General features: G+C 74.2%; 18 protein-coding genes and 1 tRNA gene. 13 read left to right on the top strand and 6 right to left on the bottom strand.

From position 1 onward, the window contains the following. Positions 1–9: 9 nt before the first annotated feature. Positions 10–1,629, top strand: coding sequence for an alpha/beta hydrolase (locus AC6EH9_RS12735; protein ID WP_498423614.1), 1,620 nt, complete (start codon positions 10–12; stop codon positions 1,627–1,629). Positions 1,630–1,772: 143 nt separating this feature from the next. Here AC6EH9_RS12735 and AC6EH9_RS12740 read toward each other — a convergent pair whose 3' ends face one another. Beyond that, the gene (locus tag AC6EH9_RS12740; RefSeq protein ID WP_498423615.1) at positions 1,773–2,699 is read right to left on the bottom strand and encodes a LysR family transcriptional regulator; all 927 of its coding nucleotides are present in this window, start codon (positions 2,697–2,699) and stop codon (positions 1,773–1,775) included. Between the two features lie 104 nt (positions 2,700–2,803). Here AC6EH9_RS12740 and AC6EH9_RS12745 point away from each other — a divergent pair, with 104 nt between their 5' ends. Further along, a complete protein-coding gene (locus tag AC6EH9_RS12745) occupies positions 2,804–3,001 on the top strand; it encodes a hypothetical protein (protein WP_498423617.1) in 198 nt (65 codons plus the stop codon). 85 nt (positions 3,002–3,086) lie between these two features. Beyond that, positions 3,087–3,159 (top strand) — tRNA-Thr (locus tag AC6EH9_RS12750). A 99-nt stretch (positions 3,160–3,258) separates the two neighbouring features. Here AC6EH9_RS12750 and AC6EH9_RS12755 read toward each other — a convergent pair. Further along, entirely contained in the window at positions 3,259–3,915 is a 657-nt protein-coding gene (locus AC6EH9_RS12755; protein ID WP_498423618.1) for a TetR/AcrR family transcriptional regulator, read from the bottom strand. A gap of 61 nt (positions 3,916–3,976) precedes the next feature. On the opposite strand from AC6EH9_RS12755, the gene AC6EH9_RS12760 reads away from it, so the two are divergent. The 8 genes from AC6EH9_RS12760 (at position 3,977) to AC6EH9_RS12795 (ending at position 11,173) form a co-directional block, all read left to right on the top strand. Further along, positions 3,977–4,477, top strand: coding sequence for a cupin domain-containing protein (locus AC6EH9_RS12760; protein ID WP_498423620.1), 501 nt, complete (start codon positions 3,977–3,979; stop codon positions 4,475–4,477). 88 nt (positions 4,478–4,565) lie between these two features. Continuing rightward, positions 4,566–5,765 (top strand): 4-hydroxybenzoate 3-monooxygenase, encoded by a 1,200-nt coding sequence (locus tag AC6EH9_RS12765; RefSeq protein ID WP_498423621.1) that lies wholly within the window; start codon positions 4,566–4,568, stop codon positions 5,763–5,765. Then, the gene (pcaH, locus tag AC6EH9_RS12770) at positions 5,762–6,568 is read left to right on the top strand and encodes a protocatechuate 3,4-dioxygenase subunit beta (RefSeq protein WP_498423622.1); all 807 of its coding nucleotides are present in this window, start codon (positions 5,762–5,764) and stop codon (positions 6,566–6,568) included. Before AC6EH9_RS12765 ends, pcaH begins: the two co-directional genes overlap by 4 nt. Continuing rightward, positions 6,565–7,119, top strand: coding sequence for a protocatechuate 3,4-dioxygenase subunit alpha (gene pcaG, locus AC6EH9_RS12775; RefSeq protein WP_498423624.1), 555 nt, complete (start codon positions 6,565–6,567; stop codon positions 7,117–7,119). The genes pcaH and pcaG overlap by 4 nt, the downstream gene beginning before the upstream one ends. 5 nt (positions 7,120–7,124) lie before the next feature. Then, the gene (locus tag AC6EH9_RS12780) at positions 7,125–8,327 is read left to right on the top strand and encodes a lyase family protein (protein WP_498423626.1); all 1,203 of its coding nucleotides are present in this window, start codon (positions 7,125–7,127) and stop codon (positions 8,325–8,327) included. Continuing rightward, a complete protein-coding gene (pcaDC, locus tag AC6EH9_RS12785) occupies positions 8,324–9,493 on the top strand; it encodes a bifunctional 3-oxoadipate enol-lactonase/4-carboxymuconolactone decarboxylase PcaDC (RefSeq protein ID WP_498423628.1) in 1,170 nt (389 codons plus the stop codon). Before AC6EH9_RS12780 ends, pcaDC begins: the two co-directional genes overlap by 4 nt. Before the next feature lie 35 nt (positions 9,494–9,528). Next, on the top strand, positions 9,529–10,380 hold the full coding sequence (locus AC6EH9_RS12790) for an alpha/beta fold hydrolase (protein ID WP_498423630.1): 852 nt from the start codon (positions 9,529–9,531) through the stop codon (positions 10,378–10,380). A 52-nt stretch (positions 10,381–10,432) separates the two neighbouring features. Then, a complete protein-coding gene (locus AC6EH9_RS12795) occupies positions 10,433–11,173 on the top strand; it encodes an acyltransferase (RefSeq protein WP_498423631.1) in 741 nt (246 codons plus the stop codon). Positions 11,174–11,256: 83 nt separating this feature from the next. Here AC6EH9_RS12795 and AC6EH9_RS12800 read toward each other — a convergent pair whose 3' ends face one another. Continuing rightward, positions 11,257–11,547 (bottom strand): HU family DNA-binding protein, encoded by a 291-nt coding sequence (locus AC6EH9_RS12800; protein ID WP_498423633.1) that lies wholly within the window; start codon positions 11,545–11,547, stop codon positions 11,257–11,259. Positions 11,548–11,656: 109 nt separating this feature from the next. Between AC6EH9_RS12800 and AC6EH9_RS12805 the strand changes: the two genes are divergently transcribed. Next, complete coding sequence (locus tag AC6EH9_RS12805; protein WP_498423635.1) at positions 11,657–12,085, top strand: Fur family transcriptional regulator; 429 nt, start codon at positions 11,657–11,659, stop codon at positions 12,083–12,085. Positions 12,086–12,103: 18 nt separating this feature from the next. Here AC6EH9_RS12805 and AC6EH9_RS12810 read toward each other — a convergent pair whose 3' ends face one another. Beyond that, positions 12,104–12,403 carry a hypothetical protein gene (locus AC6EH9_RS12810; RefSeq protein ID WP_498423637.1) on the bottom strand — a complete coding sequence of 100 codons (300 nt, stop codon included), beginning with the start codon at positions 12,401–12,403 and terminating at the stop codon, positions 12,104–12,106. A 310-nt stretch (positions 12,404–12,713) separates the two neighbouring features. Between AC6EH9_RS12810 and AC6EH9_RS12815 the strand changes: the two genes are divergently transcribed. Further along, the gene (locus AC6EH9_RS12815; protein WP_498423639.1) at positions 12,714–13,784 is read left to right on the top strand and encodes an MBL fold metallo-hydrolase; all 1,071 of its coding nucleotides are present in this window, start codon (positions 12,714–12,716) and stop codon (positions 13,782–13,784) included. Here AC6EH9_RS12815 and AC6EH9_RS12820 read toward each other — a convergent pair. Then, the gene (locus tag AC6EH9_RS12820; RefSeq protein WP_498423640.1) at positions 13,748–14,215 is read right to left on the bottom strand and encodes a GNAT family N-acetyltransferase; all 468 of its coding nucleotides are present in this window, start codon (positions 14,213–14,215) and stop codon (positions 13,748–13,750) included. The two genes, AC6EH9_RS12815 and AC6EH9_RS12820, sit on opposite strands and share 37 nt — an antisense overlap. Then, positions 14,212–15,189, bottom strand: a complete 978-nt coding sequence (locus tag AC6EH9_RS12825) for an alpha/beta hydrolase (RefSeq protein WP_498423642.1) — start codon at positions 15,187–15,189, stop codon at positions 14,212–14,214. Before AC6EH9_RS12825 ends, AC6EH9_RS12820 begins: the two co-directional genes overlap by 4 nt. Between the last annotated feature and the right edge of the window lie 58 nt (positions 15,190–15,247).

A 15,247-nucleotide genomic window follows, 5' to 3' on the forward strand; every position in this document is an offset into this window, starting at 1 on the left:
GGCACGCGGGTGACGGGGACGGGTCCGGTCGGCGCGCCCTCGGCCGGCTCCGGCCGAGGCCGGGTCGCAGCCCTGGTGGTGGTGATCGTGGCGATGGGCGTGCTCACCGCGACGGTGCTGGGCATCGGTCTGGGAGTCGTCCTCTCCGACGACGGCGTCAACTCCGTGGGGCCCCGGGAGCAGGTGCCGTCGGTCGTGCGCAGCGTCGCCCCGGGCTCCACCGACGCCCCGGAGCCCGCCCTCGAGCCGTTCTACTCCCAGGTGGTCTCCTGGGAGCCGTGCCGCGGGGACTTCGAGTGCGCCCGGATGGAGGTGCCGCTCGACTACGCCGAGCCCGACGGTGAGCGCATCGAGATCGCGCTGCTCAAGGTGGCCGCGCAGGAGCCCTCGCAGCGGGTCGGCTCGCTGGTGGTCAACCCCGGCGGGCCGGGCGCGCCCGGCACCCAGTACGCGGCCTCCGCGGAGCTGGTCTTCGGCCGGCCTCTGCTCGCGCGCTTCGACATCGTCGGCTTCGACCCGCGCGGCACCGGGGACAGCGACGCGATCGACTGCCTCAGCGACGAGGAGCTCGACAACTACGTGGCCGGCGACCCCGATCCCGACAACCCCGCCGAGGTGCGGCAGTACGCCGACTCCCTGGAGGGATTCGGGCGGGGCTGCGCCGAGCACAGTGGCGAGCTGACCGGCCACGTCACGACCGTCGAGGCAGCCCGCGACATGGACGTGCTCCGGGCGGTGCTGGGCGAGGAGAGGCTCAGCTACCTGGGAGCCTCCTACGGCACCAAGCTGGGCGCCACCTACGCGGACCTCTTCCCCACCCGGACCGGCCGGCTCGTGCTCGACGGCGCCGTGGACCTCACCCTCACCAGCCGCCAGCTCGCTCTGGAGCAGGCCGGCGGCTTCGAGGTGGCGCTGCGCGCCTACGTCGAGGACTGCGTCGAGGGCGGCGACTGCTTCCTCGGCGACACGGTCGGGGCCGGCCTGGCCGCGATCGACACCCTGATGGACAGCGTCGACGACTCGCCCATGGAAGCGCGGGGGGATCGTGAGCTGGGGGCCGGCAACGCGTTCTACGGCATCGTCGCGCCCCTCTACAACCGCGACTACTGGTTCCTGCTCAGCCAGGCGCTGGAGTCGGCGATCGACGACCGCGACGGGACCGGGCTGCTGATGCTCTCCGACCTGTACAGCTCGCGCGGCGAGGACGGCTACACCGACAACAGCATGGAGGCCAACTACGCGATCAACTGCCTCGACGACCCGTGGTCGATCCCGGTCGAGGAGGTGCCCGCGCACCTCGACGAGTTCGTCGAGGCGTCGCCGACGTTCGGCGAGGTCTTCGCCTGGGGGCTGACCACCTGCCAGGGCGTCCAGGCCGAGGCCGCCGAGCCGGCACCGGAGGTCACCGGCGCCGGAGCGCCGCCGATCCTGGTGATCGGCACCACGCGCGACCCCGCCACGCCGTACGCCTGGGCCGAGGCGCTCGCCGAGCAGCTCGAGTCGGGCGTGCTGATCAGCCGCGACGGTGACGGCCACACCGGCTACAACGTGGGCAACACCTGTGTGAACGACGCCGTCGAGGACTACCTCCTCGACGGCGTCACCCCCCAGGCCCCCCTCACCTGCTGACCCACCCCACCCCCACCCCCACCCCAGCCCAGCCCCCACCCCAAGCCCAGCCCCACCCCAGGCCCGCCGACCCGTCACTCCCTCGACCATTTCTGCGGCGTGTCGCGGCGCCCCTGACGACTCACCGAGCCAGGCGGCGGCGCTCAGCGCGGCGTGACCGGCTCGATCAGCGACTGGATCCGCCGGGTCGCGAGCTCGGTCATCAGCCGCGCCGCGGGCGACAGCGTGGCGTGGGCGCGGTGCACGATCGCGAGGGTGTCGTACTGTCGCGGCCGCAGCGAGACCCACCCGGCGGACGGCGCGAGCCGGGGCAGCAGCTGCTCGGCGGCGGCCTTCGGCACGACCGAGTCGACGAGCCCCATCCCTACGAGCTCCACCGCGGTCTCCACGTCCTCGACCTCGATCCGGGTCTGCGGGTTGCGACCGGTCTCGTGCAGCATCCGGCGCAGGATCAGCCGGTTGGAGTCGGTGGCGCGCCAGGTGGTCTCCGACATCACCAGCGAGGCCTGGGCCAGCCGGTGGGCGGTGACCGGCGACTGCAGCCGCTCGGGGTCGGCACTGATGTAGACCAGCTCGTCGCGCGCGATCGGGGTGACCTGGAGCCCCTCGGCCTGCACGGTGGGTACGGCGATCATCGCCGCCTCGATCCGGCCCCGGCGCAGCTGGTCCTGGACGTCGGTGGAGTTCTGCCCGATCAGCTCCACGCGGACCCCGGGGTGGCGCGCCAGCACGTCGGCGACCAGGCCGGCGCCGGCATAGAGCCGGGCGATGCCGAACATCCCGAACCGCACCGTGCCGGTCTCCAGGGTGGTGACGGCCTGGGCGGCGCGGCGGGCGTCGTCGGCGGCGGCGAGTACGCGCTCGGCGTACGGGCGCAGCGACTCGCCCGCGGCGGTCGGGACCACGCCGCGCCCGACCCGCACGAACAGGTCGCTGCCCAGCGACTTCTCCAGGGCGCGGATCTGCTCGGAGACCGACGGCTGGGCGTAGCCGAGGTGCTCGGCCGCCGCCGTCAGCGACCCGTGCTCGTAGGCGGCGAGGAAGCAGGTCAGCTGGTGCAGCGACAACATAGGTCAAGCCTATGACTTATGAAGGAAAATGAGACTAGCCCTATGGGTCGGGACGGCCGAGGATTGGTGTGTAGCTCCCTGCCCGTCCCCGAGAGGCCATGCCCATGCTCGTCCACGTCTGCACCGCCTGCGCCAAGCGCCAGCTGATCTTCCCCTCCCAGTTCACCGGCGCCTTCGAGGGTGCGCAGGGCGGCGTCGAGGTGAGCTTCAGGTGCTGGTGCGGCGCTGAGCAGCGGGCGCCGCTCGACTGGGCTCCGGCGGCTCCCGCCCGCGAGGAGCAGCCGTCGGCGCACGCCGCCTGACCCCTCGGTTTCACTCCGCCGACGCGGAGTCCCTATACTTCCTCGCGTTGCCCGGACAGGTCTTCGGATACCACCCGGTCGGCACGCCGCCTTAGCTCAGTCGGTAGAGCGAATCACTCGTAATGATTAGGTCGTCAGTTCGATTCTGACAGGCGGCTCCGGACGGCGGCCCACGGTCGCCAGCGGAGCTCACGACGGGCCCGTCCTCGCCAGCGAGGGCGGGCCTTCGTCGTCGCCGGGCCCGCCGCCCCGGGTGCTCACGCCAGCAGGGTCCGCGTCCACACGTCGCGGACCAGCTCGGCGTAGCGCGCCCCGCCCCGGCCGGCCCGGGCCAGCGACAGGTAGTAGGCGGCGCCGTTCATCGACCACACCAGGTCGGCGACCGCGTCGTCGTCGAGGTCCGCGCGTAGCTCCCCGGTGGCGCGCAGGTCGGCGGCGAGCAGGCGCATGTTGGAGGCTCGGCGCTCCTCGACGGCCTCCCAGACGGTGCGGCACGCGTCGTCCTCGGTGCCGGCCTCACGCAGGGCCTCGAGCAGTGGCGCGGTGCGGGGGAGCAGGCGCCCGAGCGCCTCGGCGTACGTCGCGATCTTCGCGCGCGCCCCGGGAGCGGCGCGTACCTCCGCGACGTAGCGGCGCTGCAGCGCGGGCACCGGCGCCCCCTCGTCGTCGACGGCACGCTCGCCGAGCGCCAGGTCGTGGGCCGCGAGCAACAGCTCGGGCTTGCGGCCGACGGAGGCGTAGACGGTGTCCACCGCGACACCGGCACGCTCGGCCACCTGCGCGACCGAGGTGCGCGCGTAGCCCTGCTCGCCGAACAGCTCCAGCGCGGCCTCGATCACCGTACGACGGCGGAGGGCCGCGGCCGCGCGCCGTCCCTCGCCGCGGTAGGGGCGGGCCTTGACCGGGGCAGACATGCGTCCTAGCGTAGTTCGATCCGAATCAGGTTCGGATGAATTCGTCGAGGATGTGGTTCCGATGACGCAGACAGCCCCCCGTGCGGTGATGGCGGAGCCGGGACGAGGCCGCGCGACCTGGGCGATGGGATCGCTCTTCGAGCACCTCCTCGAGTCCGAGGACGGCGACGGCTCGCTGGGGGCGGCGATGGTGACCCAGCCGCCGGGCATCGCCACCCCGCTGCATCGCCACACCCGGGAGGCGGAGGCGTTCCTGCTGATCGAGGGCCGGATGAGCTACCAGGCGGGCGAGGAGCTCTTCGAGCTCTACGACGGCTGCTTCATCTTCCTGCCGCTCGGCCTGCCGCACGCGTTCCGGATCCGGGGAGACACCCCCGCCCGCCTGCTGGCGCTGACGCTCCCGGCCGGCCTCCTCGGCCTGTACGACGAGGTGGGGCTGCCGGCGGCCGAGCACCGGCTGCCCGGGGCCGACGCCCTGACGCCCGAGGTCGAGATCCCGAGGTGGGCGGAGGTCGCTCCGCGCTACGGGCTGGAGGTCGTCGGCCCGCCGATCCCCGCGTGAGCGCGCGCCCGCCCCGGCCTGGCCGGGCTTCCGCTGGGCGGAAGTCGGGGGTGGCGCGCGGCGGGCCCGCCGGGTGAGGGTCCACCCCATGCCCACGACCCAGCACGTCCCCGTCGCCATCGTCGGCGCAGGACCCGCGGGGCTGCTGCTCTCGCACCTGCTCGACCGGGCCGGCATCACCTCCCTCGCCATCGACATTCGCACCCGCACCGAGATCGAGCAGACCCATCGCGCCGGCATCCTCGAGCACGCCAGCGCCCGGCTGCTGGTCGACAGCGGTGTCTCGGACCGGGTGCTGCGCGACGGGGTCGAGCACCACGGCATCGAGCTGGCCTACGGCGGGCACAGCCACCGCGTCGACTTCCAGGCGCTGGTCGGCGCCTCGACGTACCTCTATCCGCAGACCGACGTCTTCATCGACCTCGCCGACGCCCGCGCCCGCGACGGCGGCGACGTCCGCTTCGGGGTGCGCGACGTGGAGGTCGACGACCTGCGCGCCGAGCGGGCGCTGCTGCGCTTCACCGACGCCGACGGGGTGCGCCACCAGGTGAGCTGCGACCACCTGGTCGGCGCCGACGGCTCGCGCAGCACCTGCCGGCGCCAGGTGCCTGCCGACCAGCGCCGCCAGTACCAGCGCGAGTACCCGTTCGCCTGGTTCGGGATCCTCGCCGAGGCCCCGCCGAGCGCGCCGGAGCTGATCTACAACCACTCCGAGCGGGGCTTCGCGCTGATCAGCCAGCGCACCGAGACCCTGCAGCGGATGTACTTCCAGTGCGACCCCGACACCGACGCCGACGCCTGGTCCGACGACCGGATCTGGGCGGAGCTACAGGCCCGGGTGGGCGCCAACGGCCACACCCTGAAGGAGGGCCCGATCACCTCGCGCACGGTGCTGCCGTTCCGCTCCTTCGTGCAGGAGCCGATGCGCTACGGGCGGATGCTGCTCGCCGGCGACGCCGCGCACACCGTCCCGCCCACCGGCGCCAAGGGTCTCAACCTGGCGCTGGCCGACGTGCGGGTGCTCGCCGAGGAGCTCGAGCGCGCGATCCGCGGCGGCGATCCCTCGAGCCTCGACGACTACACCGAGCGGGCGCTGGACCGGGTCTGGCGGGCCCAGCACTTCTCCTACTGGATGACCACGATGCTCCACCGCCTGCCGGACGCCTCCGACTTCGACGTACGGCGCCAGGTCGGCGAGCTCGCCTCGCTGAGTGCCTCGAGCGCCGGCGCCACCTACCTCGCCGAGGGCTACACCGGCTGGCCCACCACCTCGAAGGGACGCCCATGAGCAGCACCGCACCGTCCGTCGCGGACTCCGACGCCGCGGCCAGCAGCCAGCGCGAGGTCAGCGCCGAGATGGAGGCGGTCACCGCCGCCTACCAGGCCGCGGGCGGCCCGGACGGCGCCGGCGAGACCCAGCCGCGCCTGGACTACCCGCCGTACCGCTCGAGCATCCTGCGCCACCCCACCAAGAGCCTGCACCACCCCGACCCCGAGGGCATCGAGCGCTGGTCGCCGGTCTTCGGTGAGCGCGACGTCGACCCGCTCGAGGCCGACCTGACCATCCAGGACGGCGGGGAGCCGCTGGGCGAGAAGCTCGTCGTCACCGGCCGCGTGCTCGACGGCGACGGGCGCCCGGTGCGCCGCCAGCTCGTGGAGGTCTGGCAGGCCAACTCGGCCGGGCGCTACGTGCACAAGCGCGACCAGCACCCGGCGCCGTTGGACCCGCACTTCACCGGCGTCGGGCGCTGCCTGACCGACGACGAGGGCCGCTACGCCTTCACCACGATCAAGCCCGGCCCCTACCCGTGGCGCAACCACCGCAACGCGTGGCGCCCGGCGCACATCCACTTCTCGCTGTTCGGCACCGAGTTCACCCAGCGGCTGGTCACCCAGATGTACTTCCCCGGCGACCCGCTCTTCGCCCTCGACCCGATCTACCAGTCGATCGTGGACCCGCGGGCGCGCGCCCGGCTGGTCGCCACCTACGACCACGAGGTGACCCGACCCGAGCGGTCCACCGGCTACCGCTGGGACATCGTGCTCACCGGCAGCGCGGCCACCCCCCTGGAGCAGGAGGACCACCAGTGAGCGAGCCGCTGCAGCCCACCCCCGGCCAGACCGTCGGGCCGTTCTTCCACTACGCCCTGCCCTACGACCACGACCGCGACCTGGTGCCGCCCGGCTCGCCCGGGTCGGTGCGGCTGACCGGGCTCGTCCTGGACGGCGCCGGCGACCCGGTGCCCGACGCGCTGCTGGAGATCTGGCAGCCCGACCCGGCCGGCAACGTGGTGCGCGAGCCGGGCTCGCTGCGCCGCGACGGGCACACCTTCACCGGGTTCGGGCGCGCCTCGACCGACCGGGCCGGGCGCTACACGTTCACCACGCTGGAGCCCGGGCCGCTGGCCGAGGGGCGTGCGCCGTACGTCGCGGTGGCGGTCTTCGCCCGCGGACTGCTGCACCGGCTGCTGACCCGCTGCTACCTGCCCGGGCCGCAGGTGGACGCGGACCCGTTCCTGGCGGGCGTCGACCCCGCCCGGCGCGCCACCCTGCTCGCGCGACGCGACGAGCGCGGCTACGTCTTCGACGTGCGGCTGCAGGGCGAGGGGGAGACCGTCTTCCTGGCCGACCCGGCACACTGAGCCCCGTGGGTGATCTCTTCTGGCCGGGCGCCGAGCGTGCCGGTGACGCGTCCGGGGCCGGCCCGTTCAGCCAGGACGGCTTCCTCGCGGCGATGGTCGCGGTCGAGCAGGCCTGGCTCGACGTGCTCGGCTGCCCGCGCGAGCTCACCGGCCTGGTCGGCGCGGACGACCTCGACCGGATCTCCGGGGACGCGGAGGCGGCCGGCAACCCCGTGCTCGGGCTCGTCCGCCTGCTGCGTGAGCGCTCCGGCGAGGCGGCGGTGCATCGCGGGCTGACCAGCCAGGACGTGGTCGACACCGCGCTGGTGCTGATGCTGCGCGAGAGCGTCCGGCGGGTGCGGGCCGAGGTGCGCGCGCAGGTGGGCGCCCTGGCCGTGCTCGCCGAGGAGCACCGCGCCACCCCGATGGCCGCCCGCACGCTGACCCAGCACGCCGTGCCCACCACCTTCGGGCTCAAGGCGGCCACCTGGCTCACCGGGCTGCTCGACGCCGACGACGACCTGGCCGGGCTCACCTTCCCCGTCCAGCTGGGCGGCGCGGCCGCGACGATGGCCGCCGCCGTCGAGCTCGGCGTCGACCCCCGCGCCGCGCGGCAGCGCCTGGCGACGTTGCTCGGGCTGGCCCCGGCCGCACCGTGGCACACCACCCGCCGCCCGGTGACCCGCGCCGGGGACGCACTGGTGGCCTGCACCGACGCCTGGGGGCGGCTGGCCAACGACGTCCTGGTGCTCTCGCGCCCGGAGATCGGTGAGCTGTCGGAGGACGAGGCCGGCGGCTCCTCGACGATGCCGCACAAGCAGAACCCGGTGCTGTCGGTGCTGCTGCGCCGCGCCGCCCTGGCCGCGCCGCCGCTGGGCGCCACGCTGCACCTGGCCGCCGCCGACCAGGTCGACGAGCGGGCCCTCGGTGGCTGGCACGCCGAGTGGGACGCGCTCGGCGTCCTCGCCCGCCGTACCGTCGTCGCGGCCGAGCAGGCCACGGTCCTGCTGGGGCGGCTGCGCGTGCACCCGGACCGGATGCGGGCCACGGCGGCCGCGGCCGCGGCCGACCTGCACGCCGAGCACCGGAGCATGGCCGCCCTCGCCGGCCGGGAGCCGATCGGCGACTACCTCGGCGCCGCCGACGACCTCGTCGGCGAGGTGCTCGAGCGTGCCAGAGACCACCAGTCCCACCCGAGCCAGCCCGACCCCCGCCGGAGGAACCCATGACCGCCCTGACCGCCGTCCGCCTCGGCGGGCGACCCGACCTGCCGCTGCTGGTGCTCGGCCCCTCGCTCGGCACCACCGCGAGCACCCTGTGGGCCGAGGCCGCCGCGCTGCTCGCCGACGACTTCCAGGTGATCGGCTGGGACCTGCCCGGGCACGGCACCAACCGGGTCGCGGTGGAGGGACCGGTCAGCGTCGCCGGCCTGGCCGCCGGGGTGCTGGACCTGGTGAACACCATCGGTCAGGGGATCCAGCCCCCGAGCTTCCACTACGCCGGGGACTCCGTGGGCGGAGCGGTCGGCCTGCAACTGCTCCTCGACGCCCCGGCGCGGGTGGAGTCGGCCACCCTGCTGTGCACCGGCGCCAAGGTCGGCGAGCCGGAGGGGTGGGCCGAGCGGGCCGAGGCGGTACGCCGCGCCGGCACCGCCTCGATGGTCGCCGGCTCCGCCGAGCGCTGGTTCGCGCCTGGGTTCCTGGAGCGTGCGCCCGAGCGCGGCTCCGCGCTGCTGAACGCGCTCACCGAGGTCGACGACGAGGGGTACGCCGCGGTCTGCGGCGCGCTGGGCGCCTTCGACGTACGCGGCCGACTGGGCGAGATCGCCGCGCCGGTGCTCGCCGTCGCCGGGGCCGGGGACGTCGCCACGCCGCCGGCCAACCTGCGCGAGATCGCCGACGGCGTGCGCGACGGGCGGCTGGTGGTCCTTGACGGCGTCGCGCACCTGGCGCCGGCCGAAGCCCCCGAGGCGGTCGCGCGGCTGATCCGCGAGCACGTCTTCGGCCCGAGCCGGGACGTGATGAGCGTTGCGGAGGTCCGGGCCGCCGGGATGCAGGTGCGCCGGGAGGTGCTCGGCGACGCGCACGTGGACCGGGCGGTGGCCCGCACCACCGACCTCACCCGCGACTTCCAGGAGCTGATCACCGAGTACGCCTGGGGCAGCGTGTGGACCCGGCCCGGCCTCGACCGGCGCTCGCGCTCGATGGTGACGCTGACCGCGCTCGTCGCCCGGGGCCACCACGAGGAGCTGGCCATGCACGTGCGGGCCGCGCTGACCAACGGGCTGAGCGTCGAGGAGATCAAGGAGGTGCTGCTGCAGACCGCGATCTACTGCGGGGTCCCCGACGCCAACACCGCCTTCCGGATCGCCCAGCAGGTGCTCGAGGAGTCCTGAGCAGGCGCCTGCCGCGCACTGCCTAGGCTGGCCCCGTGACCTCCGCGCAGCCTGCTCCGCCCACCGGCCCCTCCGCCCACGCCCCGTCTCCCCAGGACGCGGTGCCGCTGCACACCACGCAGGTCGGTGACGGCGGCGCCCGCGTCGCCTTCCTGCACGGCCTGTTCGGGCAGGGCCGGAACTTCACCCAGATCGCCAAGGCGCTGCAGCCGGAGTACCGCTCGCTGCTGGTGGACCTGCCCAACCACGGCCGCTCGTCGTGGACCGAGGAGTTCAGCTACGAGCTGATGGCCGACCTGGTCGCCGAGGAGCTGCGCCGGGGGTTCGCCGCCGACGGCCCGGTCCACCTGGTCGGTCACTCGCTGGGCGGGAAGGTGGCGATGGTGCTGGCGCTGCGCCACCCCGAGCTGGTCGCCCGCCTGGTCGTGGTCGACATCTCCCCGGTCGTCTCCGAGGGCGCCGGCGAGTTCGAGCACCTCCTCGACAGCCTCACCGCGCTCGACCTGGGCAGCCTGGAGCGCCGCGCGGACGCCGACGAGCGGCTGGCCGCCCCGATCGACGACGCCGTGGTCCGCGGCTTCCTGCTGCAGAACCTGCGCTCGGGGCGCGAGGGATTCCACTGGCAGGCCAACCTCGCCCTGCTGCGCCGCGAGCTGCCCGCGATCGGGGGGTTCCCCGAGGTCGGCGCCACGTTCGACCACCCCACCCTGTGGATGGGAGGCGAACGGTCGCGCTACATCCAGCCCGAGCACGCCGCCACCATGCGCCGGCTCTTCCCGCGCACCACGGAGGTGACCATCAAGGGGGCCGGACACTGGGTGCACTCCGAGCAGCCGGAGGCGTTCGTCTCCGCGCTGCGGGTCTTCCTGGGTGCCGCCGGGCGCTGAGCCGGCGGACGCCGTACGGTCCGGCGTCACGGGTTCACTACCCTCGGCGGATGTGACCCCCTCCAAGAGATGGATCAACCGCGCCCTGCTCGCCGCCTGGCGCTGGGCGGAGCGCTCCGGCGAGATCGTCCCGGGCACCCGCGCGGGCGACGCCTTCGGTGCCCTGGGCGCGGGCAGCTGCATCGGCTTCCCGAGCGCCACGCTGATGGGGGAGGAGTCGATCCACATCGGCGCCCACACCCTGATCGGGCGCCAGGTCACCCTCTCGGTCGGGTACGGGCCGCTCGACACCCGGATGCCGGCCCGGGGCCTGGTGATCGGGGATCGGTGCGTGATCGGCGCGCGCACCAGCCTGACCGCCCACGAGTCGATCGTGATCGGGGACGACGTGTGGTGCGGGCAGGACGTCTTCGTCTCCGACGCCAGCCACGGCTACCAGCGCCTCGACGTGCCGATCGGCCGGCAGTTCGGCACCCACCAGCCGGTGGTCGTCGGCTCGGGCTCCTGGATCGGTCACGGCGCGATCCTGCTGCCGGGTACGACGATCGGGCGCAACGCCGTGGTGGCCGCCGGGTCGGTGGTGCGTGGCGAGGTGGCCGACAACGCGATCGTCGGCGGCTCGCCGGCGCGGGTGATCCGGCGCTTCGAGCCCGGCCTCGGCTGGGTCACCGCGTCCGGCGGCGTACGGCCGGTCCTGTCCGACGGCACGGTCCCTGACAGGGCTGGCTCGGACGGGGGAGGCGCGGAGGGTGGTGCGGAGGGTGGCGCGCTCCGCGACCTCGTCGTGGGCTGAGCCACGACCTGGCTCCGACTCAGCCGCTCGCTCCCGCGGTGGACGTACCACCGTGGAGAGCGAGCGGCTGGAGTCGGCTCAGCTCAGCTGGGGGACTGGCCCTCGGAGACGCGACGCTTCAGCGCGGCGGCCGGCTTGAAGGCGGGCGCGACGCTGGCGGCGATCTCCAGGGGCTCACCCGTCTGCGGGTTGCGGCCCGAGCGAGCGGCCCGCTCGCGGATCTCGAAGTTGCCGAAGCCGGCGAGGCTGACGCTCTCGCCCGCGGCCAGGCGCTCGCCGATGGTGTCCAGGACGGCGCCGATGACGCTGTCGGCCTGGGCGTTGGTGAGCCCGGTGGACTCCGCCACGGCGTTGCGGAGGTCGGTGCGGTTCATGGTTGGTCTCCTCTGTTCGATAATCGTTCTCATTGTCAACCTAGAACATCGCTGATCGCGTGTCACGGTAGCCCCACCCCGCGCCGCTCGGCGCGAGTAGGTTGACCCGGTGAGCAATCGCGACCTGGACGACGTACCCGCCATCGCCAAGTCGACACGGCAGCGACGCGCCGTGGTGGCCGAGCTGCAGGCCTCGGAGGACTTCCGCAGCGCCCAGGACATCCACGACGCCCTGCGCCGCACCGGGGACCGGGTGGGGCTGGCCACGGTCTACCGGGCCCTGCAGTCCCTGGTGGACGTCGGCGAGGTCGACGTGCTGCGCACGGCCGGTGGTGAGGCCGTCTATCGCCGCTGCAGCTCCACCCATCACCACCACCTGGTGTGCCGCGTGTGCGGACGCACCGTCGAGGTGGAGGGGCCGGCGGTCGAACGCTGGGCCAGCACGACGGCCGACGCCCACGGCTTCAGCGACGTGAGCCACACCCTCGAGCTGTTCGGGAACTGCCCGGCGTGCCCGGGCGCCGCCGATAGCGCCTAGCCCGACCTGGGGGCGTGCCTAGTGCTGCTCGTGTCCCTCGTCGTGCTCGATCGTGGCCTCGTCCAGGAACTCCGCGGCGATGCGCAGGAGCTGAGCGGCCACCACCGGGTCGACGCCGCCCATGGTGATCTTCAGGGCCAGGTCCGCGGTGGGGTCGAGGTCCCACTCGTCGTCCTGCGGCTGGGGGTCGTGAGCCTGGTCGACCAGCTCCAGGACGATGCCGGGCTGGGCACCGCCCACGGTGGCGACGTGGTGCATCTCGGGGTCGTTGATCAGCTGTGCGGCGACGCTGAGGGTCGCTTCTTCCTCGGTGCTCATGAGCGTCCTTCCAACGGTTGCCGCGAGCCTAGCCGCGCCACCCCACCCCCGCCCCGCCCGCCCCCGGCGCCCCCGCCGTACGGCCGCCGCCCGGCCGCCGTACCGCCCCCGTCCGGCCGCCGTACCGCCCCCGTCCGGCTGTAACGCGGGGTTATGTCCACTACCCCAGCGTTATTTCGCTGTGGTGGAAGGCATAACCCCGCGTTACAAGCCGGCGGGGGCCGCGGGGCGCGGGGCGCGGGCGGGCCGGGACTCCCGGAGATCGGCACGGGGGCGGCTGGGCTGGGGGATCGGGCCTAGAGTCCGGAAGGTGAGTGTCCCCACCAAGCACGCGATCTCCCCGGACTCGGGGCAGCACTGGACCGAGCCGGGTGCTTGGCCCGTGGCCCCCGGGGTCTACCGGGTCCCGCTCCCGCTGCCGATGGACGGGCTGCGCGCGGTCAACGTCTACGTGCTCGAGACCGACCGCGGGCTGACCCTGATCGACGGCGGCTGGGCGATCGAGGTCTCCCGGACGCTGCTGGAGAAGTCGCTGGCCGAGATCGGCCACGGCGTGCGGGACATCACCCGCTTCCTGGTCACCCACGTGCACCGCGACCACTACACCCAGGCCGCGACGATCAGCAGGGAGTTCGGGGCCCACGTGAGCCTCGGTCTCGGCGACAAGCCGACGCTCGACCTGATCCACGACCCCGGGGACCTCGACGAGAACCCGCACCTGCAGATGCTGCGCGACGCCGGCGCCCACGACCTGGTGGAGCAGTGGCAGGCCTTCGACAAGAGCAGCCCCGAGCTCGACCTGTGGGGCTACCCGGACGCCTGGCTGGAGGACGACCACCCCATCGACGTCGGCTCGCGCACCCTGCAGGCGATCTCCACGCCCGGCCACACCCAGGGGCACTTCGTCTTCGCCGACCAGACCGCGCAGCTGCTCTTCTCCGGCGACCACGTGCTCCCCACGATCACGCCCTCGATCGGCTTCGAGCCGGTGCTCGCCGCTCAGCCGCTGGGTGACTTCCTGGCCTCGCTGGCCAAGGTGCGCGCGCTCCCGGACGCCCGGCTGCTGCCGGCGCACGGCCCGGTCGCCGACTCCGTGCACACCCGCGTGGACGAGCTCGCCGCCCACCACGACGAGCGCCTCGACCTGTGCCGAGCCGGCGTCGCCCCGGCCGGCAGCACGGCCTGGCAGGTCGCCGGGGAGCTGCCGTGGACGCGCCACGAGCACCGCTTCGACACCCTCGACGCCTTCAACGGCGCGCTCGCGACGCTGGAGACCAAGGCGCACCTCGAGCTGCTGGTCGCGCGCGGCGAGCTGAGCCGGTCAGGCTCCGAGGCCGGGTTCGTCTACGCCCCGTCGGCCGCGGCGCCCGGCGTGGGCTGAGCCCCCGCCCGCACCATCGGCAGGTGGGGGATCGCGTCCTCCTCGTACTCCGCGCCGTCCACGACGAACCCGTGCGACTCGTACCAGGCACGCAGCGGGCTCTGCGCCTCCAGACGCACCGTCCGGGCGTCGGCGAGCTGCAGCGCGGCGTCCATCAGCGCATCGGCCAGCCCACGCCCGCGGGCCTCACGGCGCAGCAGCACCCGCCCGATCCGCAGGTGCGGGCCGTCGTCGAGGACGCGCAGGTAGCCGAGCAGCGTCGCGTCCTCCTCGAGCAGCACGTGCCGGGTCGCCGGCTCCAGGTCCCGACCGTCCAGGTCGAGGTAGGGGCACTCCTGCTCGACGACGAACACCTCCTGGCGCAGCCGCCACACCTGGTACGCCGTACGGGCGTCGAGGTCGTCGAAGGCGAGCGTCCGGATGCCCCTCACCGCGGGGCCGGTCCGTGCAGCAGGAAGTCCCGGGTGACCCGCCACGCCTGGGCCGCCTCGGGCACGCCCGGCAGCAGCGGGAAGACGTGGATCAGCTCCGGCCGCTCGAGGTAGGTCAGGTCCCACGTCGAGGTGATCGCCCGGTCGGCCAACTGGCGACAGGCCGGCGCGAGCGTGTCGCGACTGCCGCACAGCATCAGCGCCGGCGGAAGCCCGTCCAGCTCGCCGAGGCCCGGGCTGACCTCGGGGCGGGCGAGGTCCTCGGCGCAGCCGGCCCACCACCGGGCGTAGGCGCGCAGCTTGCCCAGGAAGAGCCACGTGTCGCGGGTGCTGAACGCCTCGGTGTCCGGGGCGCTCGCGGTCAGGTCGACCCACGGCGAGATCAGCAGCAGCCGGTCGGGCTGGCGCGCACCGGTCGCCCGGGCCCGGTCCCGCAGGCTCTGCGCCAACGCCAGCGCGAGCCCCCCGCCCGCGGAGTCCCCGGCCAGGATCACCTCCCCGCCTCCCGAGAGCAGCCGCTCGGCCAGGGCGACCAGCGCGTCGTGGGAGTCGCGCCAGGTGTGCTCCGGTGCCAGCGGGTAGTCGGGCAGCACGACGCGCGCGTCGAGCCCGACGGCCAGACGCGCGGCATAGCGGGTGTGGAAGGGGTCGATCGGCGCGACGTAGCCGCCCCCGTGCAGGTAGAGCACGGTGCGCGAGGGGCGCGACCCGCGCCGCGACAGCGAGTACGACGTGAAGCCGGGGCCGTCCCCGTGCGCGATCTGCTCGGCGAGGACCATGAACCGCCGGTCGAAGCGGGGGACCGCGCCGGTGGGCAGCGAGTGGTCCAGCCCCGTGTGCCAGCGCTCGATCCGCGCCCGCTCGGTCTCCTCCGAGTCCAGCTCGCGCGAGCCGCGGAGCCGGGGCACGAGGTGGGCGAGCAGCTCGTGGCGCAGGCTCGGACGGTCGGCGCGGGGGGCCAGGTGGTGGGGCATGGGGCAAATGTAGGGCCAGCGCCGCGGCGCGCGGCTAGGGTCACGCGCAGGCAGCGGC

The organism is Nocardioides sp. Z21_20 (genome assembly GCF_059766585.1).

Coding starts and splice junctions, on each gene's coding strand:
- AC6EH9_RS12740 (WP_498423615.1), bottom strand. CDS start 2,699: ATGTTGTCGCTGCACCAGCTGACCTGCTTCCTCGCCGCCTACGAGCAC.
- AC6EH9_RS12745 (WP_498423617.1), top strand. CDS start 2,804: ATGCTCGTCCACGTCTGCACCGCCTGCGCCAAGCGCCAGCTGATCTTC.
- AC6EH9_RS12755 (WP_498423618.1), bottom strand. CDS start 3,915: ATGTCTGCCCCGGTCAAGGCCCGCCCCTACCGCGGCGAGGGACGGCGC.
- AC6EH9_RS12760 (WP_498423620.1), top strand. CDS start 3,977: ATGACGCAGACAGCCCCCCGTGCGGTGATGGCGGAGCCGGGACGAGGC.
- AC6EH9_RS12765 (WP_498423621.1), top strand. CDS start 4,566: ATGCCCACGACCCAGCACGTCCCCGTCGCCATCGTCGGCGCAGGACCC.
- pcaH (WP_498423622.1), top strand. CDS start 5,762: ATGAGCAGCACCGCACCGTCCGTCGCGGACTCCGACGCCGCGGCCAGC.
- pcaDC (WP_498423628.1), top strand. CDS start 8,324: ATGACCGCCCTGACCGCCGTCCGCCTCGGCGGGCGACCCGACCTGCCG.
- AC6EH9_RS12800 (WP_498423633.1), bottom strand. CDS start 11,547: ATGAACCGCACCGACCTCCGCAACGCCGTGGCGGAGTCCACCGGGCTC.
- AC6EH9_RS12810 (WP_498423637.1), bottom strand. CDS start 12,403: ATGAGCACCGAGGAAGAAGCGACCCTCAGCGTCGCCGCACAGCTGATC.
- AC6EH9_RS12825 (WP_498423642.1), bottom strand. CDS start 15,189: ATGCCCCACCACCTGGCCCCCCGCGCCGACCGTCCGAGCCTGCGCCAC.